This window comes from Variovorax sp. GW821-FHT09D05 (assembly GCF_059416325.1).
This window is the reverse complement of sequence record NZ_JBWKOZ010000004.1, coordinates 393,286-416,145: the sequence shown is the minus strand read 5'-3', so window position 1 is coordinate 416,145 and position 22,860 is coordinate 393,286. Positions and strand designations below refer to the sequence as shown.

Genomic DNA, 22,860 nt, shown 5'->3' with positions numbered 1-22,860 from the left:
GTGCCACGACCCGAACAAACACCGTGGCGCACTTCATTGACCTTCTGGAATAAACCATCGAATGGCCTTCAGGCCTACGGTGCGAAGATGGGTCTGCATCCGATGATGCCGTGAGGTCTCTGAGCAAGGCGCGTGAGGGGCTAAGTTGACATGCCTCGCAGCCTCCCCAGTTGCCAATCAATTGTTTGACTACGCACGGTATCGGCGACTTGCCTCCCCAAATGCCGTTCAACCACTGGTCGCCAGGGAACCAAGCTAAAGCCCTTTCCGTCGCCCAAGTTGGCGAAGCGGCCATTGGCAAGCGAGATGCTCCTGCGATAGAAGCCGCTGTATCGCTCGCCATCCTGCAACCTGCGGTAGGTTTGGCCGATCTGGGTTGGCAGTCCACAACCATTGAGCAGTTCATGCGCGCCGTGGTCCGGTTCGACAAAGTTCGGAGTTAAGTGAAACAGAGGCCGGAAAATTCCGACTTGGATGAGACAAGGATTCCGTATGCGATGAGTCAAGATGCGCCAAGTAGTTGATTTCCAAAGAGACCGAGTTTCGAGCTGGATGAACATCGACAGCCGGTGCGTAACGGATCTCACGCCCGGCCCGCCAAGCCGCCGCCAGACACGCCCGCCGCATCCGCCCGGTGGCCCATCAGGAAGTCCACGAAGGTGCGCACGCGCAGCGGCGCGAACCGCAGCTTGGGATACAGCAGGTTGTAGGGCCGGGACCGGCCGCCGAAGGGCTTGAGCACTTCGACCAGTCGTCCCTGGCGCAAGTCTTCCTCGACCACGAAGCGATAGGCCTGGAAGATGCCCGCGCCATGCCGGGCCAGCGTAACCCCGGCCAGGACGTCGTCCGAGCAGGCGTAGCCGCCGGAGGTGAGCATTTCGATGTCCTGGCCGTCCTGACGGCACAGCCAGGGGATGGTGCGGCCGCTGCTGGGCAGCTCGAACTGGATGCATTCGTGGGTCTGCAGGTCGTCCAGGGTCCGGGGTTCCCCGTGCCGGCGCAGGTAGTCCGGGGCTGCGACGAGCACGAGTTCGGCGTCCTCGAGATGGCGAGCAACCAGGGTCGAGTCGGCTGGCGCGCGCACACGCACGGCAAGGTCGTACCCCTCCGCGGCGAAGTCGATGTTGCGGTTGCTGACGTGAACCTCGACCCGGATGTCCGGGTAGCGCGCCCTGAACTCCGGCAGCAGCGGCAGCAGCCGGTAGTGCCCGTAGGTGGTGGGAACGCTGATCCGCAGCAGGCCGCTTGGCGTGATCTGCTGGCCGCTGACCTGGCGTTCGGCCTCCACCAACTGGTTGAGCGCCTGGCGGCATTGCTCGTAATAGGCCTGGCCCGCCTCGCTCAGCCGTATCTGCCGTGTCGTGCGCAGGAAGAGGCGCACGCCGAGGCGTTCTTCCAGCCTGCCCACCGTCCTGCTTACGGCGGCGGGCGTCACGCCCGCAACGGCGGCTGCGGCGGTGAACCCCTCTTGCTCGGCTGCAAGACAGAAAAGCTCCAGGCTTCCCAGCAGCAAGTCGTCGAACTGGCGATTCATGATTGATTACATGGAGTAAAGACTAAAGATGCTTCGATCATCTTTATCAACTTGAAGGGCGTCAATAAAGTAGATCCCAGAGGCGAGAGCCTCCATGAACCTGAACCAACTGCCTCCGCTTTGACCACCCGAAAGGAAACCATCATGAAGACCCAACCCAAGACGATCGTGATCACCGGCGCCTCGAGCGGCATCGGCCTGGCCCTGGCCGGCGCGTACCTGCAGCGCGGCGACAACGTCGTCGGCAACGCCCGCAGCGCCGAACGCCTGCAACAGGCATCCGTGTCGCTCGGTTCGCCCGACAACTTCCTGGGCGTTGCCGGCGACGTCGCCGACCCCGTCGTCGGCGATCTGCTGGTGCGGCGTGCCATCGAGCGCTTCGGGCACGTGGACGTGCTCGTCAACAACGCCGGATTCTTCAACGCCAAGCCGTTCATCCAGTACACGCCGGACGAGCTGGAAGCCCTGGTGAGCACCAACCTGAAGGGTTTCGTCTATCCGTCGCAGGCGGCAGTCCGCCACATGGTCGAGCGCAAGGCGGGCCACATCATCAGCATCACGGCAAGCCTTGCCTCGCAGCCCAACCAGGCCGTGCCGGCCGTGCTGCCGCTGCTGATCAAGGGCGGCATCAACCAGGCGACGAAGGCGCTGGCGCTGGAACTGGCGCCGCACAACATCCAGGTGACGGCGGTGGCGCCGGGCATCGTCGACACGCCGATGTACACGAAGGAAATGCACGGCTTCCTCAACACGCTGCAGCCGGCAGGCCGCATCGGCACGGCGCAGGAAATCGTCGACGCGGTTCTCTACCTGAGCGACGCGAGCTTCACGACCGGCATCGTGCTGCCCGTGGACGGCGGCATGGGCACCGGCAAGTGGTGAGCGAAGCATCGACAACGAACCCCGGAGAACGCCATGCCCTACATCCGCATCGAAATCACCCGCGAAGGCACCACGCTCGACCAGAAGAAGCAGCTGATCGCCGAGGCCACCGAGATGATGGTGCGCGTCCTGAACAAGGATCCTGCCTCGACCTTTGTCGTGATCGACGAATACGACACCGACAACTGGGGCCAGCACGGCCGCACGATCACCGAGGTGCGCCGCGAGCAGACGCTTGCTGCTACTGCACCGCCGCGTCCATCCAGAACTTGAGCTGCGGGTTCTTGAGCCGGCCCTTCTTGTCGTAGTACTTGCCCAGCCATTCCTCCGGCGTGCTTTTGAGTTCCAGCGCGTCCTTCTGGCCGCCAAGCTGCTTGAACCAGAAGCGGGAGGAGAAGTGGTCGTAGACGTCCAGGATGCGGGTCGCATAGGCCATCGCGAGCTTCTTGTTGCCACGCACGATCAGCAGGTTCTCGTCGTTGTCGAACGATGCCTTGTGCCCCAGGTTGTGGCTGCCGGTGGCAACGACGCAGTCGTCGTCGAAGGGGTCGATCACCACGACCTTGTCGTGAATGATCGCGAAGCCGGCATTGAGGATTTCCTTCTTCCAGCCATCGGGCACCTTGAAGTCGAACGCCTCGGCTCCGAAAACACGCGGGTCCTGGAGCACGGGCGGTTTCTTCTCACCCTTCTTCCTGGCGGGCGGAGTCATGCCCTTGAGCTCGTAATAGAAGCCTTCCGAGGCCGACTTGTTCGTCACGCATCCGCGCACGAACAGCTTCTTGTTCTTGCTCGCGGCCTGGGCTGTCCAGTTCGCGATGCTCGGGCTGCCCGGATAGAAGGCGAGAAAGAGCACGGAGTGGCTGGCGCCCGCGATCAGCTGGGCAAGGTCCTCCATGTCCGGCGGGCGCTTCTCGGTTGCCGGGTTCTTGCCGCGCGCCTTCGGCGTGTTCGGCGAAAACCAGCTGTGAGCCGCCGCGCCGTCGTCCAGTGTCAGCGCCGAGCCCTTCGACGCCCACTTGCGAAGCGCGGCGCCCTGCAAGGCTTTCGGATCGTCCGCGGCCTCGTCGGTGTCCTTGGCGAGCTCTTTCCAGTACGCCAGATAGCGCTTGGCGAGCGCATCGTTGTCGATGACGATGGAATTGTTGGTCTGGGTGCACAGGCCGGTGGCCGTCCAGTTGGTGGAGCCGGTGAACACTGCCTTCGGCTTGCCCTTGGAGTCGACGTAGACCAGGAACTTGTTATGGGCGATATGGCCGTTGGGCATGATGCGGTTGTGAATCTCCGCAGCAGTGCCGGTCAGGGTTTCGCGCGCTTGCTCGTTGCCATCGACCTTCACGGTTTTGATCTTGGTCTTGCCGGTCTTGGGGTTGGTCACCTTCACCGGTTTGCCGTCCTCGCCCAGCACTTCCTCGTCTTCCTTGGAGTCGCCCAGGACGATGTGGAGGCGTTCGCCCAGCCCTGCGAGCCAGCCGATCAGCTGCGGGTCCTTGAGTTCGTAGAGCGCCGCGTAGATCTTGCCCTTGCCGTCGGCGCGCGCAAGAAACTCCTGGATGGCCTCGATCATGTCGCCCGAGAGGCTCTCGCGGAGCTTGCTCTTGTCGCCGGGGTCCAAGACCCTCTCGATCAGCGAGTCCTTCATGTCCTTGGAGCCGAGCGCGCGCGCGACGCGCTGCGTGGAGATCAATCCGCGGTTGAAGTAGACGCTCAGCTTGTCGTCGATCACCGGGGTGATCTCCACCTCGTTGGTCAGCAGGATCGGCAGCTTCGCCATGGGCTGGAGCTTTCCCGGGGCGCCCTCCAGCGGCACGATCTTGTAGCGGAAGATCCGGTTCTTGTTCTTCTCGGCTTCGAGACGCGCGTAAGGATCTTTCCAGTAGAACTTCTGGATCGGAAGTTCCTCGGTGGTCCATTTCTTGGGTGTGATGCCCTTGAACCTCGCCTGGCCTGGCAGGGGCGTCTCACGGCCGTGCTGGTCGATGCGGTAGACCGCGAATCCCATGCAGCCATCCGGCTTCTTGCCGTAGCTCCACGCGACCATGATCACCTCGTTGTTGGCGAAAGCCACGGCGTTCTGCATGAGTCCCCTCCACGTTCCGGTAGCGGCCGATTGGATGTCGACTTCGAGAGTGCGCTGGCCACGGCCGCCTCCCGCGCGGGAGTATCGCGGGATCGATCGGGCTCATCAATGGCATTTCTGTGTCAGTCCACCTTGATGCTCGCAGCCTTGACCACCTGTTGCGCCTTGGCGGTTTCATCGACGATGAACTTGTTGAACTGTGCCGATGGCATCGTGAACGGCTCGGCGCCGAGCTTCTCCAGCCGCTCTTTCAGCTCGGGCGACACCATGATCTTCGCGACCTCGGCCTGAAGCCGCTCCACCACGGGCTGCGGCGTCTTCGCCGGAGCGAAGAGGCCGACCCAGAACAAATACGCCGAACCCGGCACGCCGGCCTCCACGGTGGTGGGTGCATCGGGCAGGGCCGAGGAACGCTGAGCGGTTCCCACGGCCAGTGCCTGCAGCTTGCCGCTCTTGATGAGTGGCAGCGCCGACACCATCGGCGCGAAGAACCAGTCGACGCGGCCCGACATCACCTCGGTCATCGCTTCGGGCGTGCCGCGGAAGGGCACGTGCTGCGCATCGAGCCCGGCCGCGAGGCGGAACACCTCCGCGTTCATGTGCGTGGCCGAGCCGTTGCCAGCCGATCCGTAGTTGAAGCTGCCCGGCTTTGCCTTGACCTTCGCGACCAGGTCCTGCACGTTCGTGAAATGCGCGGGCGCGGTCACGAGCACGTTGGGCAGGCTCGCCATCGGCGTGATGCCGGTGAAGTCCTTGATCGTGTCGTACGACAGGCCCTTGTAGATCCATGGATTCACGAGGTGCCCCGCTGAATGCACCAGCAGCGTGTACCCGTCGGCCGGTGACTTGGCCGTGATGGCCGCGCCCAGGGTTCCGCCCGCGCCGGGCTTGTTGTCGACGATCACGCTCGTGCCCAGCGCTGGTCCGAGCTTCTCGGCCACGAGGCGCGCGACGATGTCGGTGCCGCTGCCTGCCGTGAACGGCACCACCAGCTTGATCGGCTGCGTGCCCGGCCATGCGCCCTGCGCGAGCGCGCCGCTGCTGCCCAGCGTGCAGGCCGCAAGCGCAGCGGCCACGGTGAGTGCCTGTCGGCGGCTCCAGGGGAATGTCTTCTTCATCATGCGTCTTGTCTCCGTTGATTTGTTCGATGAGCAATGAATGACCGAAGGGGGTGCGAGCGCTAGGCCGGTGGCGCGTTCGGCATCACCAGCGCGACCAGCACCGGGCGGTTGGTTCGGTTTTCGAGTTGGCGTTTCTCGCCGGGTGCGAAGCGGCAGCTGTCGTACTGCTCGAGCACGTCTTCCTGGTGCACGCCGTCGGTCTCACCGACCACATGCAGCTGGCCTTCGAGCACGAGGTAGAGCTTTTCCATCGGCGAGCCGTCGAGCCCGGTGTGGCCGCCGGGCAGGATCTGGCTCATGCCCATCCACATCTGCGTGGAGGGCCCGGCTTCCTTGCCCTGCAGGCGCAGGCAACGCATGTCGAAGTGGTTGGGCGCCTCGTAGTGCGGCGCTTCGTTGAAACGGGTCACGTGCATGGCGGGTGGTCCTTGCGGTTTCAGGGGCGCAGCACAACGCGGTCGGTGCTGCCCGACAGCACCAGCCGGTAAGCATCGATGGCTTCGTCGAGCGTGAAGTGGCGCGCCACGGGAAAGGGCTTCAGCGTGCCGCGCTCGAAGCCCTCGCGCATCGCGTCGAGCTGCGCGGTGGAGGCCACGCAGTCCATCGCAAGCGAGTCGATGCCCACGAAGGTGTGCATGCCGCGGTAGAACGCGAAGATGTCGAAGGGCACCGCGCGGTCGTGCGTGGCAATGAAGATCTGCGTCGCGCCCTTGGCCATCGCCTTGTTGGCGGCCTCGAAGTAGGCGCTCCCCACGGTGTTGTAGACGATGTGCGCGCCGCGCCCGTCGGTGAGTTCGCGCACTTGCGCGCCCACGTCGGCGTGCTGGCGCGCGTCGATCACGTCGACCGGCCCGTTCGCGAATCCCTCGAAGGGCCCGGCGTGCCGCTGCACTGCGATCACCCGCGCGCCAGCCTGCGAAGCGAGTTGCACCGCCGCCTGCCCGACCTTTCCGTTGGCGCCGAGCACCAGCACAGTCTGGCCCGCCTGCGGCATGCCGCTGCGGCGAAAGCCTTCGTAGGCGGTGACGAAGGGCACGCCCACCGCGCCGGCCTCGTCCATCGAAATGCCCCGGGGCTTTGCGCGCAGCGCCGCTTCGGGCAGCACCAGGTAGCGCGCGTGCGAGCCGTCGCGCGTGATGCCCACGTCGCCGCCCGAGCCGTAGACCTCGCGGCCGATCCATTCGGCAGGGCCGCTCACCACGGTGCCCGCGAAGTCGCGGCCCGGGGTGCGTGGCCAGACAGCCTGCGGCATGATGCCCAGCGTCGCTTTCACGTCGCTCGGGTTCACCGCGGCGGCGGCGATGCGCACCACGGCGTGGCCGGGTGGCGGCGTGGGTTCCGGCTGCGGCGCGGCCTCGAGCCGCAGCGTGTCGAGGTTGGCGGCCTTCTCGCTCACCCGCAATGCGCGGGATGCGTGGGTGGTGTGCATGGCTGCGACGCTCATCGTTCAGCCTCTCGCTTCCGGCAAGCCCAGCATGGTGCGCGCCTCGCGCGGGTTGGCGATCTCGCCGCCCAGGCTCAGCAGGATGTCGCGCGCCTTCGCCACCAGCTGCGCATTGCTCTCGGCCAGCACGCCCTTCTCCAGGTAGATGTTGTCCTCCATGCCCACGCGCACATGGCCGCCCAGCAGCCAGACCTGCGCGACGATCGGAAACTCCATGCGGCCGATGCCGAAGGCGCTCCAGAAGGCGCCGCGCGGCAGCATGTTGCGCGCGTAGAGCAGCGTCTCGGGTGTGGGCGCAAAGCCGTACTTCACGCCGAGCACGAAGGTCCACATGGCGGGGCCGTCGAGCGTGCCGTCGGCGATGAGGTCGAGTGCGAGGTTGATGTCGCCCGAATCGAAGATCTCCAGCTCGGGCTTCACGCCGGCCTCGCGGATCACCTTCGCCATGCGCCGCACGTTCTTCGGCGTGTTCATCACCACGTCGGGGCCGGAGTTCATGGTGTTGAGGTCGAGCGAGCACACGTCTGGCTTGATCAGCGCGATGTGCTCCACGCGTTTCTCCGGCGGCAGCAGCGTGGTGCCGGGCGCGGCGATCTTCGGATCGTCCTCGCTCGGAATGAAGCGCCCGCCGGGGCCGGTCGTGAGGTTGATGATCAGCTCGCGGTTCCCGCGGCGGATGCGGTCGACCACCTCGCGGTAGAGCTCGATTTCCATCGAGGGTTTGCCGGTTTCGGGGTGGCGCACATGGATGTGCACCTGCGCCGCGCCGGCCTCGGCCGCGGCCAGGCATTCGTCGGCAATCTGCACCGGCGTGATCGGCAGGTGCGGCGTCTGCTCGGGCTTCACGAGGTTGCCCGTGACGGCGCATGTGATGAGGGTCTTCGGGTTCACAGGTGACGCCCTCCATCGACCACGATGCGCGTGCCGGTGACGAAGCGCATCGTCGTCGCGAGCGCTTCTACGGTGGCCGCCACGTCGTCGGGCTTGCCGATGCGCCCGAGCGGCGTGGTGCTCGCCATCTTGCTGGCGAACTCCGCGCCGCGGCCGGGCACGAAGCCCGACTCCACCGCGCCCGGCGACACCGAAACGACGCGTACCGCCGGTGCCAGTGCCTTGGCCAGCGCGTCGCCGACCACGTCCAGCCCGGCCTTCGCTGCGACATACGCGAGGTTGCTGCCCACGCCGGTGAAGCCCGCGATGGACGAGATGTTGACCACGAGCCCATCGCCACTGGCCTTCAGCATCGGTGCAAAGGCGCGGATGGTCGCGAACACGCCGCGGAAGTTGGCGCGCACGATGTCGTCGATGAGCTCGTCGGTCAGCGCGTCGAGGTCACCGGCGGGAACGGGCTGCGTATGGCCCGCGCTGTTGACCAGGATGTCGCAGCGGCCATGCGTGGCTTTCACCTCTGCGGCCGCGGCCTGCAGGCTAGGCGTGTCGACGATGTCGGCGCGGATCGCGCCGTGGCGCTGTCCTTGCGCAGAGGGCAGGGCGGCAGCACGCGCAGTCGCATCGTCGCCCTTGCGGTGCAGCAGCACGCAGGTAGCGCCGAGCGCTGCGAGGCGAGTGGCCGTCACGTAGCCGATGGCGCCGAGGCCACCGGTGATGACGGCGACCTTGCCGTCGAGTCTGGAAACAGGATCGAAGCTCATGGGATGAAGAGGAGTTGAGGAATCAAGGAATCGGCGGCCGTGGGAACTTCATCTCGCCCGGCTCGAGCTGGAAGTCGTACTGCAGCGTGGCGGTCTTGCCGTCGGGCGCGAGCGCGAAGCGGCCGATCAGCCGGCGCGTCACACCGAAGGTCGGGTCGCTCTCCAGGTTCTCGTCGTCATCGGCGAACACCTGCGTGATCAGCACCTTGTGGCCCGGCTTGCTCACCATGAAGTGCAGGTGAGCGGGCCGATTCGGATGGCGCTGTTGCGCGCGCAGCAGCACGCCGCAGGGGCCATCGGTAGGCACCGGGTAGCCGGCCGGCCGCACGCTGCGGAAGTGAAAGCGCCCCTCGGCATCGGTGCTGAAGCGCCCGCGCAGGTTCATGTCTTCCTGCTCGGGGTCTTGGTTCTCGTAGAGACCGACGGGCGAGGCCTGCCACACGTCGACCGTGGCATCGGCCACAGGCTGGCCCTGTGCGTCGCGCACCGTGCCTGTCACCGCGAGCGGAATGCCCGGCGTGCCTGAGCGCGCGATGTTGTCGCCCGGTGCGCAGGCCGGCGAGTTCGCGCGCCAGAAGGGCCCAAGCAGCGCGGCCGGCGATTCGCCGTGCGGGTCCTGGTTGTTCTGCAGCGCCACCACGGTGGAGACGCCGAGGATGTCTGCCGCCAGCACCACTTCGTTCTTGGTTTCGCCGGTGGCCTGGCCGATGGCGACGATGAATTCGAGCGCCTGCTCGAATTCTTCCTCGGTCAGCTTCACCTCCTGGACGAAGGCATGCAGGTGGCGGGTGAGCGCATCCATTACGGTGCGCAGCCGTGGGTCGGGCGTTCGCTTCATGGCGTCGAGCGCGAAGCCCAGCACCGAGTCGGGGGAGGTGGCGATGTTCATGGTGGGTCTCGTGCAATCTGCGTGATTCATGCAATCGTTTGCACGATATTACGCCAGATCGTCGAAAAGTAAAATGACCACATTCCGCAGGTCATGAATAGGAAAAGCCGCCCCAAGCACCTGACACGCACGACAATCGTTTGCACAAATCATGAGCACCAGCCCGACTTCCTCCCCCGTGACCATCCGCGATGTCGCCCGTGCCGCCGGCGTGCATGTGTCGACCGTCTCGCGCGCGCTCAGCCCCGAGAAGCGTTCGTTGATCAGCGACGAGGTGCTGCGCGTGGTGGAAGAAGCGGCGCAGCGCCTGGGCTACCGGCCCAACCGCGCGGCCTCCGCGTTGCGCACCGGGCGCACCCACACCATCGGCGTGCTGGTGCCCGACATCACGAACGCGGTGTTCCCGCCGATCCTCCAGGGCATCGAAGCCAGCGCGGCGGCGCGTGGCTACTTCGTCTTCGTCACCAATGTGGTCGACCCCGCGCTGGCGCGGCCGGTGCTCGAACGCATGCTGGCGCAGCGCGTCGACGGCGTGATCCTGGCCACCGCCACGCGCGACGACCCGCTGGTCGACTTCGTCGTCAAGGCCGGCCTGACCACGGTGCTGGTCAACCGCGCCGACGAAACCGGCCGCCTGCCGGCCGTGGTCAGCGACGACCGGCTCGCGATGAAGCTCGCGGTCGACCACCTCGTCGGCCTGGGCCACAAGCGCATCGCGCATCTCGCGGGGCCGCAGAACATTCCCACCGGCGTGGGCCGCTCGCTGGGCGTGGAGCAGGCCCTGCGCGACCACCGCATGAAGCCGTTCCGCGTGGTCGAGTGCGCGAGCTACAGCCGCGAGGCGGGTGCGGTCGCAATGAAGCAGATGCTCGCAGCCGGTGCCGCGCCTCAGGCGGTGGTGTGCTGCAACGACCTCGTCGCGCTGGGCGCCTACGACGCGCTGCGCGAGGCGGGACTGCGCGTGCCGCAGGACATCTCGGTCACCGGCCACAACGACATGCCGCTGGTGGACATGGTCGATCCGCCGCTCACCACCATCCGCCTGCCGCACCGCGAACTCGGCTGGCGCTCGGCCGAGATGCTGTTCGCGGAGATCGACGGGGCGGCGATGTCGGCGTCGACCGTGGTGCTGCGGCCGGAGCTGGTGGTGCGCAAGTCGACGCGCGCGCCGGCTGCGCGCTGATCAGGGAGTCGCGTCCAGGAATTTGCGCTCTTTTTGCGCGCTGCGCGATAGGCTTCCTGCTCATGATCCGATTCCCGTTTGATCGTCCAGGCACGAGAATGGCCGGCAACCCTTTCATTGACAAGAGTTCCCGCCCTGCATGAAAAGCACCGCCCCGCAGCTCACCGTCACTGAAGAACGCCGCGCATTCGGCTGGGTCGATGCCCTGGTCATGCTGGCCTTGCTGGGTTTGTTCTGGAGCGCATTGCACTTCGGCAAGGACATGCTGGTGCATTTCGATCCGGCCGCCGTGCCGCAGGTCGACAGCTCGCCGAGCCTGATTCCGTACTACGCGGGCCGCACGCTGATGCGCATGTGGATCGCCTTCGGCTTCTCGCTGTTCTTCGCCATTTCCGTGGGCTACCTTGCGGCAAAGAACCGGACTGCGCGCGCCTTCATCCTGCCGGCGCTCGACGTGCTGCAGTCGGTGCCGGTGCTGGGGTTCCTGTCGGCAACGGTGACGGGTTTCATGGCGCTGTTCCCCGGCAGCCTGCTCGGCGTCGAGTGCGCGGCGATCTTCGCCATCTTCACCGGGCAGGTGTGGAACATGGCCTTCGGTTTCTATCACTCGATGGTCACCGTTCCCACCGACATGCAGGAGGCCGCGTCGACCTACGGCCTGACCCGCTGGCAGCGCTTCAGGACGGTCGAGCTGCCGGCATCGGCGCACAGCCTGATCTGGAATTCGATGATGTCCTTCGGCGGCGGCTGGTTCTTCGTTGCGCAGAGCGAAGCCATCAGCGTGATGAACAAGGACATCAAGCTGCCGGGCCTGGGCTCGTACATGGTGCAGGCGATCTCGAACGGCGACAGGACGGCCGCGCTGTGGGCAGTGGTGGCCATGATCGTGTTGATCCTGGCCAGCGACCAGCTGGTCTGGCGCCCTCTGCTGGCGTGGGCGGACAAGTTCAAGATCGAGCTGACGGGGTCGACGACTCCGGCCACCTCGTGGGTCTACAACCTGCTGCGCGGCGCCTACCTGTTCACCTGGATCAGCGAGCGCCTCTGGCGCCCGCTGCTGGACAGGGTGTTCCAGGCGCGGGCTCCGATGGCGCGAATGCCGGTGAGGCTGAAGGCGTCATGGAAGAAGCTGCTCTGGCGGGTGGTGGGCATCGTGCTTTCCATCTGGATCGGCATCGAGCTTCTCAGGGCCGTGGCGGCGGCCACTGCCGCGCTGCACGGTGCGCTGTCCTTGGCCGACTTCGGCCACATCGTCTGGCTCGGCTTTCTTACGGCCCTGCGCGTCGCCGCCATGACAGTCCTGGCTACGCTGATCTGGACGCCGGTCGGCGTGTGGATCGGGTTCCAGCCGCGCGTTGCGCGATTCGCCCAGCCGCTGGCGCAGATCGGTGCGTCGTTTCCCGTGAACATGACGTTCCCGATCGTCGTCGGCTTCTTCGTGGCCAGCCACATCAGCCTCAACTGGGGCAGCATCCTGCTCATTGCCATGGGCACGCAGTGGTACATCCTGTTCAACGTGATCGCCGGCGCCATGGCGATTCCGAACGACCTGAAGGAAGCCGGGCGCGTCTACGGCCTGCGCCGCTGGAGCCTGTGGCGCACCCTGATCCTGCCGGCGATCTTCCCGTTCTGGGTGACCGGCGCCTGCACGGCCGCCGGAGGTGCATGGAACGCCAGCATCGTGGCCGAGCTCGCCACATGGGGCGGCACGAGCCTGCAGGCGGATGGCCTTGGCGCGTACATCGCCAACGTCACCAAGACGGGCGATACGCCATTGATCATCGCGAGCATCGGCGTGATGTCGATCTTCGTCGTGCTGATGAACAAGCTCATCTGGCGCCGGCTGTATGCCTTTGCCGAGCGCCGATTCAGATTGGACTGAACATGAACACTCCCACGCCCTCATTGAAGGAGCCGCCCGTGCCGGTGGCCGAGCTCCGTGCCGTCACCAAGACGTTCATGACTGCAGGAAACCATGAACTCAAGGTGCTCGACAACATCGACCTGGCCGTCAGCGAAGGCGAGTTCCTTGCGCTGCTGGGACAGTCCGGCTCGGGCAAGTCGACGATCCTGCGTTGCCTCACGGGCCTGATCGTGCCGACCTCGGGCCGGGCGCTGGCCAACGGCAAGCCGCTCAACGGCGTGAATCCCGATGCCTCGGTGGTCTTCCAGACTTTCGCGCTCTACCCGTGGCTCACCGTCGAGCAGAACGTGGCGGTGGGCCTGATGGCCAGAAAGATCAGCCGCGCTGAGCGCGACGCAGCCGTCGACAGGGCGATCGAGCTCATCGGCCTGGGCAACTACCACTCGGCCTTTCCGCGCGAGTTGTCGGGCGGCATGAGGCAGCGGGTGGGCATTGCGCGTGCGCTGGTTTCACAGCCCAAGCTGCTGTGCCTGGACGAGGCTTTCAGTGCGCTGGACGTGCTGACGGCGGAGAACCTCCGGCAGGAGCTGATCAGCCTGTGGCGCGACCCGGGCGGCGACCTCAGCTCAGTCTTCATGGTCACGCACAACATCGAAGAGGCGGTGGAAATGGCCACGCGCATCGTGGTCGTGTTTCCGCGCCCGGGACGCATCGGCCTCGTGCTGGAGAACAAGCTGCCCTATCCACGCGACAGCAAGGACCCCGAGTTCCAGCGGCTGGTCAGCGTGATCCACGAGTGCATCACCACGATGACGCTGCCCGACCTGCCGCCGGAGATGCCCGTGAAGGGGGAGCCCATCTCACGTGCGCGCACCCGGATGGAATCGATCCCGCTGGTGCCGGTGGGGCAGATCCTCGGGCTGATGAGCATCCTCAGCGACTCGCCGGACCTGTCCAACATCTACGACATTTCCGACGAGATCGGCAAGGAGTTCGGCGAGACGATCGCCATTCTCAAGGCGGCCGAGATCCTCGAGTTGATCGATACGCCGCGGCAGGAGGTGCGCTTCACGGAGCTCGGCCGGAAGTTCGTTGCTGCCGACCGGCTCGGAAAGCGCGCGATCTTCGAGGAGCAGGTCTTCAAGCTGCGGCTGTTCCACATCATCATCGCGCTGCTCAAGGAATACGAAGAAGTCGAGGCCGAGCGCGTCATCAAGGACATCGGCAGCGCCTTGCCGTACGACAACCCGGAGAAGATCTTCGAGACGATGATCGCCTGGGGTCGCTACGCGGGCCTGATGGACTACAACGCCAAGACCGGCATGGTGTTCGTGCCGGAAGACGGGGATGCGGTCGAAGACGCGCACATCTGACGACCGCTGCGGCTGCTCAAGTCAAAGCAGCTCGAACGCGATGTCCTGCGCGCCTTCCCACAGCACCTTCCTGCCGAGCGCGCGCAGCTGCTCCTTGCCTTCCACGATCGTCAGGAAGTGGTTGCCCGCAAGCGGCCCCATCTTGCTGGCGAAGCTGCAGCTGCCGTAGGCCAGGATGATTTCGGTCTCGCTGTAGCCACCGGGGTAGAACAGGATGTCGCCGACCGAAGGATGGCTGGTGTGGTTCTCGAAGCCGACGCCCAGTTCGAAGTCGCCCAGCGGAATCCAGCAGCCCTCGCCGCTCCAGCGCACGTGGATGATCTTCTGCCTGTAGGGCAGCAGCCTGGTGAACGCCTCCACGGTCTTGGGTGCTTCGGGATTCGTTTCCGCGATGAAGCGCAGGCCCGCCGCTTCGATGCCAATTCTTGCCATGAGTGATTGAAGGAAAGTAAGTAAGGGTTGATCAGTGCAGCAGCTGGCTCAGGAAGAGCCGGGTGCGCTCGTGTTTCGGGTTGCTGAAGAACTCCTTCGGCTCTGCCTGCTCGACGATGGTGCCCTGGTCCATGAAGATCACGCGGTTGGCAACCTGGCGCGCGAAGTTCATCTCGTGCGTGACCGACAGCATGGTCATGCCGTCGTCGGCGAGCGAGACCATGGTGTCCAGCACCTCCTTGACCATTTCGGGGTCGAGCGCCGAGGTCGGTTCGTCGAACAGCATGACCTTGGGGCCCATGCACAGAGCACGCGCAATGGCCACGCGCTGCTGCTGGCCGCCTGAAAGCTGCGACGGATATTTGTTGGCCTGCTCCGGAATGCGCACGCGCTCCAGGTACGACATGGCCACTTCCTTCGCCTCTTTCGGCGTGTACTTCTTGCTCCACACCGGCGCGAGCGTGCAGTTCTCGAGGATGGTGAGATGCGGGAACAGATTGAAGTGCTGGAACACCATGCCGACGTCGCGCCGCACCGCGTCGATGCGACGCATGTCGGCGGTGAGCTCGGCGCGGTTCACCACGATCTGCCCCTGCTGATGCTCTTCGAGCCGGTTGATGCAGCGCAGCAGCGTCGACTTGCCCGAGCCCGAAGGCCCGCAGATCACGATGCGTTCGCCGCGCTGCACTTCGAGGTCGATGTCGCGCAGCACCTGGAAGTCGCCGTACCACTTCTGCACGCCGACCATGCGGATGACGAGTTCGGCCCGGTTGTCTGTGGTCGACGCGGGCGTGTCCGGTTGCAAGGCGCTCATGGGAATACCTCAGGCGGTGGTGGTTCGGATCTTCAGGCCGAGTTCGTCGACCAGGCGCTTCGCCGCGGCGATGCCCTCGGCGCCCATAGGCAGACGCGGCGGGCGCGGCGCGCCGACCGGCAGGCCCATGGCCGCGAGCAGGGCCTTGGTGCCCGCCACGTACGACTGGCCGGCGACGAAGTCGATCATCGGAAAGTGCTTGAACGCCAGCTCGCGCGCCTCGGCCAGCTGGCCGGCCATGACGAGGTCGTACAGGCGCGCCATTTCGCCCGGAGCGCCGTTGGACGGCACTGCGGCCCAGCCCACCGCGCCCTCGACATACGACTCGAAGCCCATGATGCCGCCGAACACTGCCATGCGGCCGTCCGACAGCCGCATGATGTCGCGCACGCGGGTCACTTCCAGCGTCGATTCCTTGATGTAGCGGCAGTTGTCGATCTGCGAGAGCCGCGCCACCAGCGGCGGCTTCAGGTCGACGTTGGCAACGGCCGGGTTGTTGTAGACCATGATCGGAATGCCGATGGCGTCGGAGATGGTCTTGTAGTGCAGGAACAGTTCGTCGTCGGTGGGGGTGCAGTAGAAGGGCGGTAGCACCATCACGCCGTCGGCGCCCTGCGCCTCGGCGCGGCGGCTCAGGCGCACGGCGGCGCGCGTGTCTTCGGCGGTGGTGCCGATCAGCACCGGCACGCGGCCGGCGGCGCGGTCGATCACCGTCTTGGCGACGAGCTCGATCTCGTCGTCGGACATCGACATGAATTCACCCGTCGAACCGAGCGGGATCAGGCCGTGGATGCCGGATTCGATCTGCCAGTCGACATAGCGCTCGAGCGTGGGCACGTCGACCGCGCCGTCGGCGTCGAAGGGCGTGACCATGATGGTGTAGGTGCCGCGGAAATCAGCCATGGGACAGGTTGTTCAGTAGGTCAATGGGTGGAGGAAGGCAGCAGGCCCGAGGCCACCAGTGCCGCGCGGATGCGCGCCGTGTCGTCGGCCGGCACGGGCAGCAGCGGCGGGCGCGGGTCCGGATGGGGCAGCCGGCCGAGAAGATGCAGCGCAGTCTTCATGCGGTTGTGGGCGTCGAGGTATGGCGCGCGATAGAAGGCCCGGCACAGCGGCACCAGCCGATCGTTGACCGCACGTGCGGCAGCCAGGTCGCCGCGTGCGACGGCTTCGTGCAGCGCCACCAGCAGCGGGGCTGCCACGCTGCCCAGGCCCGACAGGATGCCGTCGGCGCCATAGGCCAGGGAAGCGAACAGCCAGCTGTTGCTGCTGCTCAGCAGCGTGACCGGGCGAGGCAGCGCGCGCAGGGCCCGGAGGTTGTCTTCGTAGAGCTCGGGAACGTCGCTGCCTTCCTTCACGGCCACGATGGCCGGCACGTCCATGCAAAGCTGCGCCAACGTCTCGGTCGAAAACGCCAGGCCCGAGGCGCGCGACAGCTGGAACAGCACGATGGGCAGGCTGCTCGCACCGGCCACCTCGCTCACGAAGCGACGAGCCATGTCGGGCCGCGCGCCCGCGCCCTGCGCGAACACCGCGGGCGGAAACAGCAGCAGGGCCGAGGCTCCGGCCTGCGCCGCATCCTGCGCCAGCGCGCAGGCGTAGCGGGTGTCGTCGGCCACCACGCCGGCCACCACGGGCACGCTGCCGGCCGCAGCCACCGCAACGCCCACCACCTGGGCGCGCTCCGCGCGATCGAGCGAAGTCGCCTCGCCCGCATGCCCGTTGACCACCACCGCGCGCACGCCGGGCGTGCCGGCCACGTCGCGCACATGGGCGGCCAGCGCGTCGTCGTCGACGCGGCCGTCCGGGGTGAAGGGGGTGAGCGTGGCGGGCCAGATGCCGCCGACTCCGGAAATGTGCATGGCCATCCTGGGTTGGGTCGCTGAAGCTGGCAGTATGCAAGAAAATTGGAAACGATTGCAATAATCCCGACCAGACCGCATGGGTTGCAGTTTTCTTCTTGACTACAGTCCTTATGAAAACCTACGATAAAAATATGCAAACGTTTACAAGAAACTGCTCTAGCGAGGCCAAGCCATGGCGGTAACGCTGCGCGACGTGGCCCGTGCCGCCGACGTTTCCATTGCCACGGCCTCCCGTGCGCTGGCCGGCTCCAGCCTCACCAACCATGCGACGCAGCGGCACGTGATCCAGGTCGCCGCCGCCCTCGGCTACCGCACCAACACCTTCGCCCGGGCGCTGAAAACCAAGCGCTCGCGGCTCATCGGCCTCACCGTGCACAACCTGGAGAACGCCTCGTTCCAGGTGCTCGCCTCGGTGGTGCAGACGCGCATGCAGGCGCTCGGCTACCAGGTCATCCTGAGCATCAGCGCCGACGACCCCGAGCAGGAACGCGACATCTTCAAGACCCTGGTCGACCACAGCGTCGACGGCCTGATCGCCGTGCCCAACGGCGCCAACGGTGCCCAGCTGCTGGCCATGGAGCACGCCGACATCCCGGTGATCTGCGCGGTGCGCCGCGTCGAGGGCGCCACGCTCGAATCGGTGCTCGCGGGCGACCTCGACGGCGCCTATGCCGGCACCAAGCACCTGCTCGACCTCGGTCACCGGCGCATCGGCCTGATCGTGGGCATGAGCGACACCACCTCCGGCAAGGAGCGCCTCGCGGGCTACAAGCGGGCCATGCAGGAAGCGGGCCTGCCCATCGATCCGGCGCTGATCCAGGCCGGCCGCTATGCGCCCGAAACAGGCGTGGTGGCCGCCAACGCGCTGCTGTCGATGCCCACGCCGCCCTCGGCCCTGTTCGTGGCCAACCACGAGTCCTCGCTCGGCGTGCTGCGCGTGGTGTCGGAGCGCGGGCTGCTGATTCCCGACGACCTCTCGCTGCTGTTCTACGAAGACTCGCCCTGGTTCGAGTGGCAGCGCCCCGCCATCAGCGTGGTGGACAGCGGCGCCTTTGAGATGGCCAACCTCGCGGTCGACCGGCTGGTGCAGCGCCTCTCCGGCGTGGCCAACAGCGGGCGCGAATACCGCGTCGGCTCGCGCCTGATCCAGCGCGCCTCCTGCCGCGCCGTCGAAGCGCACTGAAACAACCTCTCCCCGACATGCCCTATCTCGAAATCCTGGCGCCGAGCGCCCCCGAAACCCGCAAGCGCACCGCCAGCCGCGTGCTGACCGACGGCGTCGTCACATCGTTCGGCGTCGAGCCCTCGACCGTGACCCTGTACTTCATGCCCATCGCGCCCCACGACTATGCCCACGAGGGCCAGTTGGGCCACGACGGCGGGGGAGAGGGCACGCGCGTGTTCGTCAAGGTGCACGCCTACCGCCGCACGCCGGCCCAGCGTCGCGCCTTGGCCGCCGCCATCACGCCCGCGCTGGCTACCTGCTTCACCACCGGCAGCCACAACGTGGCCGTCTATTTCCTCGACCGCGAACAGGACGAAGTCGCGCACGACGGCCACCTGGCCAGCGACGAAGCCGAGCAGCAACCCGATCACACCGCCTGAAGACCATGACCCATTTCCTCACCGAAGACCAGATCTCGCTGCGCGACACCGCGCGCCGTTTCGCCGAGGGCGAAGTGCTGCCGCGCGCCGCGGCCATCGACCGCGAAGACAAGTTCGACCGCGTGCTGTACCGCGGCATGGCCGAGCTCGGGCTGTTCGGCGTGAGCCTGCCCGAAGTGGCCGGCGGCTCGGGCTTCGACACCGTCAGCACCTGCCTCGTGATGGAAGAGCTGGCGCGCTGCTCGGGCGCCATCGGCAACGCGTTCGCGATTCCCGTCGAGGCGGCGCTGTTCCTGCACCACCACGGCAACGAGAGCCAGAAGGCGCTGATCCCCGGCATCCTCGACGGCTCCATCGTCATGGCTACCGCCATGTCGGAGCCCGACTTCGGCTCCGACGTGGCCAGCATCACCACCACCGCGCGCGCCGTGGAAGACGGCTGGGTACTCAACGGCACCAAGGCCTGGGTCACGCTCGGCGGCGTGGCCGACCGCATCATGGTGTTCGCGCGCACCGGCAAGGAAGCCGGCCACAAGTCGATCAGCTGCTTCATGGTCGATGCGCACCAGGCCGGCGTGAGCCGCGGCAAGAACGAGGAACTGCTCGGCATGCACGGCCTGGAAGACTGCCAGATCGTGCTGCAGGACGTGCACGTGCCCAGGACGGCGCTGATCGGCGCCGAGAACCAGGCTTTCAAGACGGCCATGGGCAACTTCAACTTCAGCCGCCTGCTGATGTCGTCCATGGCGCTCGGCATGGCGCAGGCCGCGATGGAAGACGCCGTGGCCTACGCCACCACGCGCAAGCAGTTCGGCGAGCCGATCATGAACTTCCAGGCCATCCAGTTCATGGTGGCCGACATGGCGACCGACATTGCCGCGGCGCGCCTGCTGATCCACCACGGCGCGCGGCTGCAGGACGCCGGCCACTCCATTGCCAAGGAAGGCGCGCAGGCCAAGCTCTTCACCACCGACATGGCGATGCGCCACGTGTCGAACGCGCTGCAGATCCACGGTGGCAACGGCTACTCGCGCGACTACCGCATCGAGCGCATCTTCCGCGACGTGCGCCTGGCGCAGATCTACGAAGGCACCAACCAGATCCAGCGCCTGATCATCTCGCGCCAGGTCGTCAAAGAACTGGCTTGAGGACGCAGCCATGATCGACTGCATCACCCCCGACGCCGCCGCCGCGCTGCTGCGCGATGGCGACATGGTGCTGGCCGGCGGCAACGGCGGCTCGGGCGTGCCCGAAGCCGTGTTCGAAGCCATCGAGCGGCGCTTCACGGCCGGCGACGGCCCGCACGACCTCACGCTGTTCCACGTTACCGGCGTGGGCGCGCTCACCGAGAAAGGCATGTGCCATTTCGCGCACCCGGGCCTGGTGCGGCGCGTGATCGGCGGCAACTTCGGCATGCAGCTGCCGTTCATGAAGATGATCCTCGCGCAGGACGTGGAGGCCTACAACTTCCCGCAGGGCGTGATGACGCACCTGTGCCGCGCGATGGCGGGCCGCCAGCCCGGCGTGCTCACGCACGTGGGCCTCGAAACCTACATGGACCCGCGCCAGGACGGCGGCCGCATGAATGCCCGCACCACCGAGGCGCTGGTCGAACTGGTGCACGTGGCCGACCGCGACTGGCTGTTCTACCGCGCGCCCGGCGTGCCGAACGTGGCGCTCATCCGCGGCACCTCGGCCGACGAAGACGGCTACGTGAGCATGGAGCACGAAGCCACCGCGCGCGAAGACCTCTCGATGGCGCAGGCCGTGCACAACGCCGGTGGCATCGTCATCTGCCAGGTCAAGCGCATCGTCAAGCGCGGCACGCTGCATCCGCACATGGTGAAGATTCCGGGCTTCCTGATCGATCACTTCGTGGTCGAGCCCGAGCAGATGCAGACCTACACCACGCGCTACGACCCGGCGCGCTGCGGCGAGATCGTGGTGCCCGCTTCGAGCATCGCGCCAGACCCGCTCGACGTGCGCCGCGTGGTGGCAAGGCGCGCGGCCTTCGAGCTGCGCCCGCGCGACGTGGTGAACCTCGGCGTGGGCATCTCCGCGATGATTCCCAACGTGGCCTCGGAAGAAGGTATTGCCGACCTCATCACGCTCACGGTCGAGTCGGGCGTGGTCGGTGGCGTGCCCGGTCATGCGCGCGAGTTCGGCACTTCGGTCAACCCGCGCGCGATCCTCGACCAGTCGTACCAGTTCGACTTCTACGACGGTGGCGGCCTGAGCTGTGCGTTTCTTTCGTTCGCGCAGGTCGATCCGCAAGGCAACGTCAACGTCACGCGCTTCGGCAAGCGCTACGACGGTGCGGGCGGCTTCATCAACATCACGCAGAACACGCAGCGCCTGGTGTTCAACGGTTCGCTCACTGGGGGCGACTTCGACATCGGCGTGGCCGACGGCGAACTCAGGATCCGCCGCGACGGTGCATTCAAGAAGTTCGTGCCGGCGGTCGACCAGATCAGCTTCTCGGGGCGGCTCGCGCGAGAGCGAGGCCAGCAAGTGAGCTTCGTGACCGACCGCGCCGTGTTCGAACTCGAAGCCGACGGGCTCGTGCTCACCGAGATCGCACCAGGCGTGCGACTGAAGGAAGACGTGCTCGAGAAGATCGGCTTCGAGGTGCGCGTCAGCGAGCAACTGCGCACCATGGACGCACGCATCTTCCGCAACGGCCCCATGGGCGTGCACGACGAGTTCATTGCGAAGGCACCACGCCACGCTGGCAACGCGGCGCAAGGAGAGCGGGCATGAGTGATGTGTATTTCGAAGACGTGGTGATCGGCGCAGAACTGCGCAGCGAAAGCCACGTCGTGAGTGCCGATGACATCGGCCGCTTCTGCGATCTCACACACGACCACCATCCATTGCATACCGATGCGGACTACGCGCAGTCGCGCGGCTTTCCGGGCGTCATTGCGCACGGGCTGTTCGGTCTCTCGCTGATGGAGGGGCTGAAGACCGCATTGAAGATTTACGAGAACAGTTCCATCGCTTCGCTCGGTTGGGATCAGGTCCGGTTCTTGCGACCTGTTGTTGCAGGGGATGCGGTGCACGTGGTGTTCCGCTTCACCGACAAACGTCTTTCGTCGCGCGGTGGCCGCGGCGTGGTGACCGAGAGCCTGCAGCTCGTCAACCAGCGCGCGGAGCCCGTGATCGAAGCCGTGCACGTGGCGCTGGTTGCATGTCGACAAGCGACCCAGGCGGCCTGACTTCGATTGCCCGAGTTCTTCTCTTTCTTTCCTTCCCTGTCTTCAACGAAAGCATCTCATGCACATGATCAAACTATCCCTGGGTTTCATCGTCGGCCTCGTGCTGAGCGGCTCGGTCCTTGCCCAGACCTGCACACCCAAAGTCTCCGCCGAACACCTGACCGCGCCCGGCAAGCTCCAGATGTCCACCAACCCGACACTGCCGCCGCAGCAGTTCGTCGACAGCAAGGGCGAACTGCAGGGGCTCAATATCGAGCTCGGCCGTGCCGTCGCGAAGCAGCTGTGCCTCGAGCCCGTCTTCATGCGCATGGATATGCCGCCGATGGTGCCCGCGCTGCAGGCCGGCCGCTTCGACGTGATCAACACCGGCCTGTTCTGGACCGAGGAGCGCTCCAAGCTCATGTTCCAGGTGCCGTACGGCCAGCAGTCGATGAGCATCTACACCGTGCCGAACAGCAAGCTCGCGCTGACCAAGTTCGAAGACCTCTCAGGGCATGTCGTCGGCATCGAGACCGGTACGTATGCCGAGCGCAAGTCGCGCGAATCGAATGCGGCCATGGTCGCCAAGGGCATGGCGCCTATCGACTTCCGCACCTTTGCAACGGCCTCCGAAACCACCGCCGCGCTGCGCGCCGGCCAGCTGGAAGCGGGCATCAACATCGACGAGACGGCCATTGCCTTCGAGGAGCGCGGCATCGTCAAGATCCGCGCGAGCGGCCTCTACGGCACCGACATCACGCTGTCGTTCCGCGATCGCGCGGTTGCCGAAGCCGTTGCGCAGGCCCTGACCGACCTGAAGGCAGACGGCACCTACGACAAGCTGTTCGACAAGTTCCGCATGACGCGCCTGAAGGACACCACGAAGTTCGCGATCCGCGGCCCCGGCCCGTCGCCGAAGTAAGCA

The 22,860-nt window shown here is 66.1% G+C and carries 24 protein-coding genes; 11 read left to right on the top strand and 13 right to left on the bottom strand.

What is annotated here, in order from left to right; genetic code table 11:
* Nucleotides 1–140: 140 nt before the first annotated feature.
* Together AC07O3_RS13220 and AC07O3_RS13215 are read right to left on the bottom strand one after the other, a co-directional pair.
* Complete coding sequence (locus AC07O3_RS13220; protein WP_495339508.1) at nucleotides 141–560, bottom strand: DUF3363 domain-containing protein; 420 nt, start codon at nucleotides 558–560, stop codon at nucleotides 141–143.
* 23 nt (nucleotides 561–583) lie between these two features.
* Entirely contained in the window at nucleotides 584–1,534 is a 951-nt protein-coding gene (locus tag AC07O3_RS13215; protein ID WP_426391622.1) for a LysR family transcriptional regulator, read from the bottom strand.
* A 144-nt stretch (nucleotides 1,535–1,678) separates the two neighbouring features.
* Between AC07O3_RS13215 and AC07O3_RS13210 the strand changes: the two genes are divergently transcribed.
* Together AC07O3_RS13210 and AC07O3_RS13205 are read left to right on the top strand one after the other, a co-directional pair.
* Nucleotides 1,679–2,416 carry an SDR family NAD(P)-dependent oxidoreductase gene (locus AC07O3_RS13210; RefSeq protein ID WP_495339507.1) on the top strand — a complete coding sequence of 246 codons (738 nt, stop codon included), beginning with the start codon at nucleotides 1,679–1,681 and terminating at the stop codon, nucleotides 2,414–2,416.
* Between the two features lie 33 nt (nucleotides 2,417–2,449).
* The gene (locus AC07O3_RS13205) at nucleotides 2,450–2,689 is read left to right on the top strand and encodes a tautomerase family protein (RefSeq protein ID WP_093048411.1); all 240 of its coding nucleotides are present in this window, start codon (nucleotides 2,450–2,452) and stop codon (nucleotides 2,687–2,689) included.
* On the opposite strand, the gene AC07O3_RS13200 is transcribed toward AC07O3_RS13205, so the two are convergent.
* From AC07O3_RS13200 to AC07O3_RS13170, 7 genes are all read right to left on the bottom strand, one after another.
* A complete protein-coding gene (locus AC07O3_RS13200; protein WP_495339506.1) occupies nucleotides 2,658–4,496 on the bottom strand; it encodes a phospholipase D-like domain-containing protein in 1,839 nt (612 codons plus the stop codon). The two genes, AC07O3_RS13205 and AC07O3_RS13200, sit on opposite strands and share 32 nt — an antisense overlap.
* 122 nt (nucleotides 4,497–4,618) lie before the next feature.
* Nucleotides 4,619–5,614 carry a Bug family tripartite tricarboxylate transporter substrate binding protein gene (locus tag AC07O3_RS13195; protein ID WP_495339505.1) on the bottom strand — a complete coding sequence of 332 codons (996 nt, stop codon included), beginning with the start codon at nucleotides 5,612–5,614 and terminating at the stop codon, nucleotides 4,619–4,621.
* 62 nt (nucleotides 5,615–5,676) lie between these two features.
* Complete coding sequence (locus AC07O3_RS13190; protein WP_354337453.1) at nucleotides 5,677–6,033, bottom strand: cupin domain-containing protein; 357 nt, start codon at nucleotides 6,031–6,033, stop codon at nucleotides 5,677–5,679.
* A 20-nt stretch (nucleotides 6,034–6,053) separates the two neighbouring features.
* Nucleotides 6,054–7,061 carry a quinone oxidoreductase family protein gene (locus AC07O3_RS13185; RefSeq protein ID WP_354337452.1) on the bottom strand — a complete coding sequence of 336 codons (1,008 nt, stop codon included), beginning with the start codon at nucleotides 7,059–7,061 and terminating at the stop codon, nucleotides 6,054–6,056.
* A gap of 3 nt (nucleotides 7,062–7,064) precedes the next feature.
* A complete protein-coding gene (locus AC07O3_RS13180) occupies nucleotides 7,065–7,952 on the bottom strand; it encodes a beta-keto acid cleavage family enzyme (RefSeq protein ID WP_495339504.1) in 888 nt (295 codons plus the stop codon).
* Nucleotides 7,949–8,713 carry an SDR family NAD(P)-dependent oxidoreductase gene (locus tag AC07O3_RS13175; protein WP_495339503.1) on the bottom strand — a complete coding sequence of 255 codons (765 nt, stop codon included), beginning with the start codon at nucleotides 8,711–8,713 and terminating at the stop codon, nucleotides 7,949–7,951. Before AC07O3_RS13175 ends, AC07O3_RS13180 begins: the two co-directional genes overlap by 4 nt.
* A gap of 22 nt (nucleotides 8,714–8,735) precedes the next feature.
* Nucleotides 8,736–9,602 carry a dioxygenase family protein gene (locus AC07O3_RS13170; protein ID WP_307613801.1) on the bottom strand — a complete coding sequence of 289 codons (867 nt, stop codon included), beginning with the start codon at nucleotides 9,600–9,602 and terminating at the stop codon, nucleotides 8,736–8,738.
* Nucleotides 9,603–9,753: 151 nt separating this feature from the next.
* Between AC07O3_RS13170 and AC07O3_RS13165 the strand changes: the two genes are divergently transcribed.
* The 3 genes from AC07O3_RS13165 (at nucleotide 9,754) to AC07O3_RS13155 (ending at nucleotide 14,022) form a co-directional block, all read left to right on the top strand.
* Nucleotides 9,754–10,785, top strand: a complete 1,032-nt coding sequence (locus tag AC07O3_RS13165) for a LacI family DNA-binding transcriptional regulator (protein ID WP_426391629.1) — start codon at nucleotides 9,754–9,756, stop codon at nucleotides 10,783–10,785.
* A gap of 139 nt (nucleotides 10,786–10,924) precedes the next feature.
* Entirely contained in the window at nucleotides 10,925–12,667 is a 1,743-nt protein-coding gene (locus tag AC07O3_RS13160; protein WP_495339502.1) for an ABC transporter permease, read from the top strand.
* Nucleotides 12,668–12,669: 2 nt separating this feature from the next.
* Nucleotides 12,670–14,022, top strand: coding sequence for an ABC transporter ATP-binding protein (locus AC07O3_RS13155; RefSeq protein WP_495339501.1), 1,353 nt, complete (start codon nucleotides 12,670–12,672; stop codon nucleotides 14,020–14,022).
* 21 nt (nucleotides 14,023–14,043) lie between these two features.
* Here AC07O3_RS13155 and AC07O3_RS13150 read toward each other — a convergent pair whose 3' ends face one another.
* Genes AC07O3_RS13150 through AC07O3_RS13135 form a run of 4 tightly spaced genes read right to left on the bottom strand, consistent with a single transcriptional unit; the run spans nucleotide 14,044 to nucleotide 17,130 of the window.
* Nucleotides 14,044–14,454 (bottom strand): DUF3830 family protein, encoded by a 411-nt coding sequence (locus AC07O3_RS13150; RefSeq protein ID WP_093048441.1) that lies wholly within the window; start codon nucleotides 14,452–14,454, stop codon nucleotides 14,044–14,046.
* A gap of 31 nt (nucleotides 14,455–14,485) precedes the next feature.
* Nucleotides 14,486–15,268 carry an amino acid ABC transporter ATP-binding protein gene (locus AC07O3_RS13145; protein WP_093075922.1) on the bottom strand — a complete coding sequence of 261 codons (783 nt, stop codon included), beginning with the start codon at nucleotides 15,266–15,268 and terminating at the stop codon, nucleotides 14,486–14,488.
* A 9-nt stretch (nucleotides 15,269–15,277) separates the two neighbouring features.
* A complete protein-coding gene (locus tag AC07O3_RS13140) occupies nucleotides 15,278–16,171 on the bottom strand; it encodes a dihydrodipicolinate synthase family protein (protein ID WP_093048447.1) in 894 nt (297 codons plus the stop codon).
* A gap of 20 nt (nucleotides 16,172–16,191) precedes the next feature.
* A complete protein-coding gene (locus AC07O3_RS13135) occupies nucleotides 16,192–17,130 on the bottom strand; it encodes a dihydrodipicolinate synthase family protein (RefSeq protein ID WP_495339500.1) in 939 nt (312 codons plus the stop codon).
* A 175-nt stretch (nucleotides 17,131–17,305) separates the two neighbouring features.
* On the opposite strand from AC07O3_RS13135, the gene AC07O3_RS13130 reads away from it, so the two are divergent.
* The 6 genes from AC07O3_RS13130 to AC07O3_RS13105 all read left to right on the top strand — a co-directional run bounded on the left by AC07O3_RS13130 (nucleotide 17,306) and on the right by AC07O3_RS13105 (nucleotide 22,857).
* Nucleotides 17,306–18,316, top strand: coding sequence for a LacI family DNA-binding transcriptional regulator (locus tag AC07O3_RS13130; protein WP_093048453.1), 1,011 nt, complete (start codon nucleotides 17,306–17,308; stop codon nucleotides 18,314–18,316).
* 17 nt (nucleotides 18,317–18,333) lie between these two features.
* Nucleotides 18,334–18,738: a tautomerase family protein gene (locus AC07O3_RS13125; protein WP_495339499.1), complete on the top strand. Its 405-nt coding sequence runs from the start codon at nucleotides 18,334–18,336 to the stop codon at nucleotides 18,736–18,738.
* Nucleotides 18,739–18,743: 5 nt separating this feature from the next.
* Nucleotides 18,744–19,886: an acyl-CoA dehydrogenase family protein gene (locus AC07O3_RS13120; RefSeq protein WP_093172534.1), complete on the top strand. Its 1,143-nt coding sequence runs from the start codon at nucleotides 18,744–18,746 to the stop codon at nucleotides 19,884–19,886.
* A 10-nt stretch (nucleotides 19,887–19,896) separates the two neighbouring features.
* Nucleotides 19,897–21,498, top strand: coding sequence for an acyl CoA:acetate/3-ketoacid CoA transferase (locus tag AC07O3_RS13115; RefSeq protein WP_495339498.1), 1,602 nt, complete (start codon nucleotides 19,897–19,899; stop codon nucleotides 21,496–21,498).
* Complete coding sequence (locus AC07O3_RS13110; protein ID WP_093075913.1) at nucleotides 21,495–21,956, top strand: MaoC family dehydratase; 462 nt, start codon at nucleotides 21,495–21,497, stop codon at nucleotides 21,954–21,956. Before AC07O3_RS13115 ends, AC07O3_RS13110 begins: the two co-directional genes overlap by 4 nt.
* Nucleotides 21,957–22,020: 64 nt before the next feature.
* Complete coding sequence (locus tag AC07O3_RS13105; protein WP_218137487.1) at nucleotides 22,021–22,857, top strand: ABC transporter substrate-binding protein; 837 nt, start codon at nucleotides 22,021–22,023, stop codon at nucleotides 22,855–22,857.
* The last annotated feature ends 3 nt before the right edge of the window (nucleotides 22,858–22,860 follow it).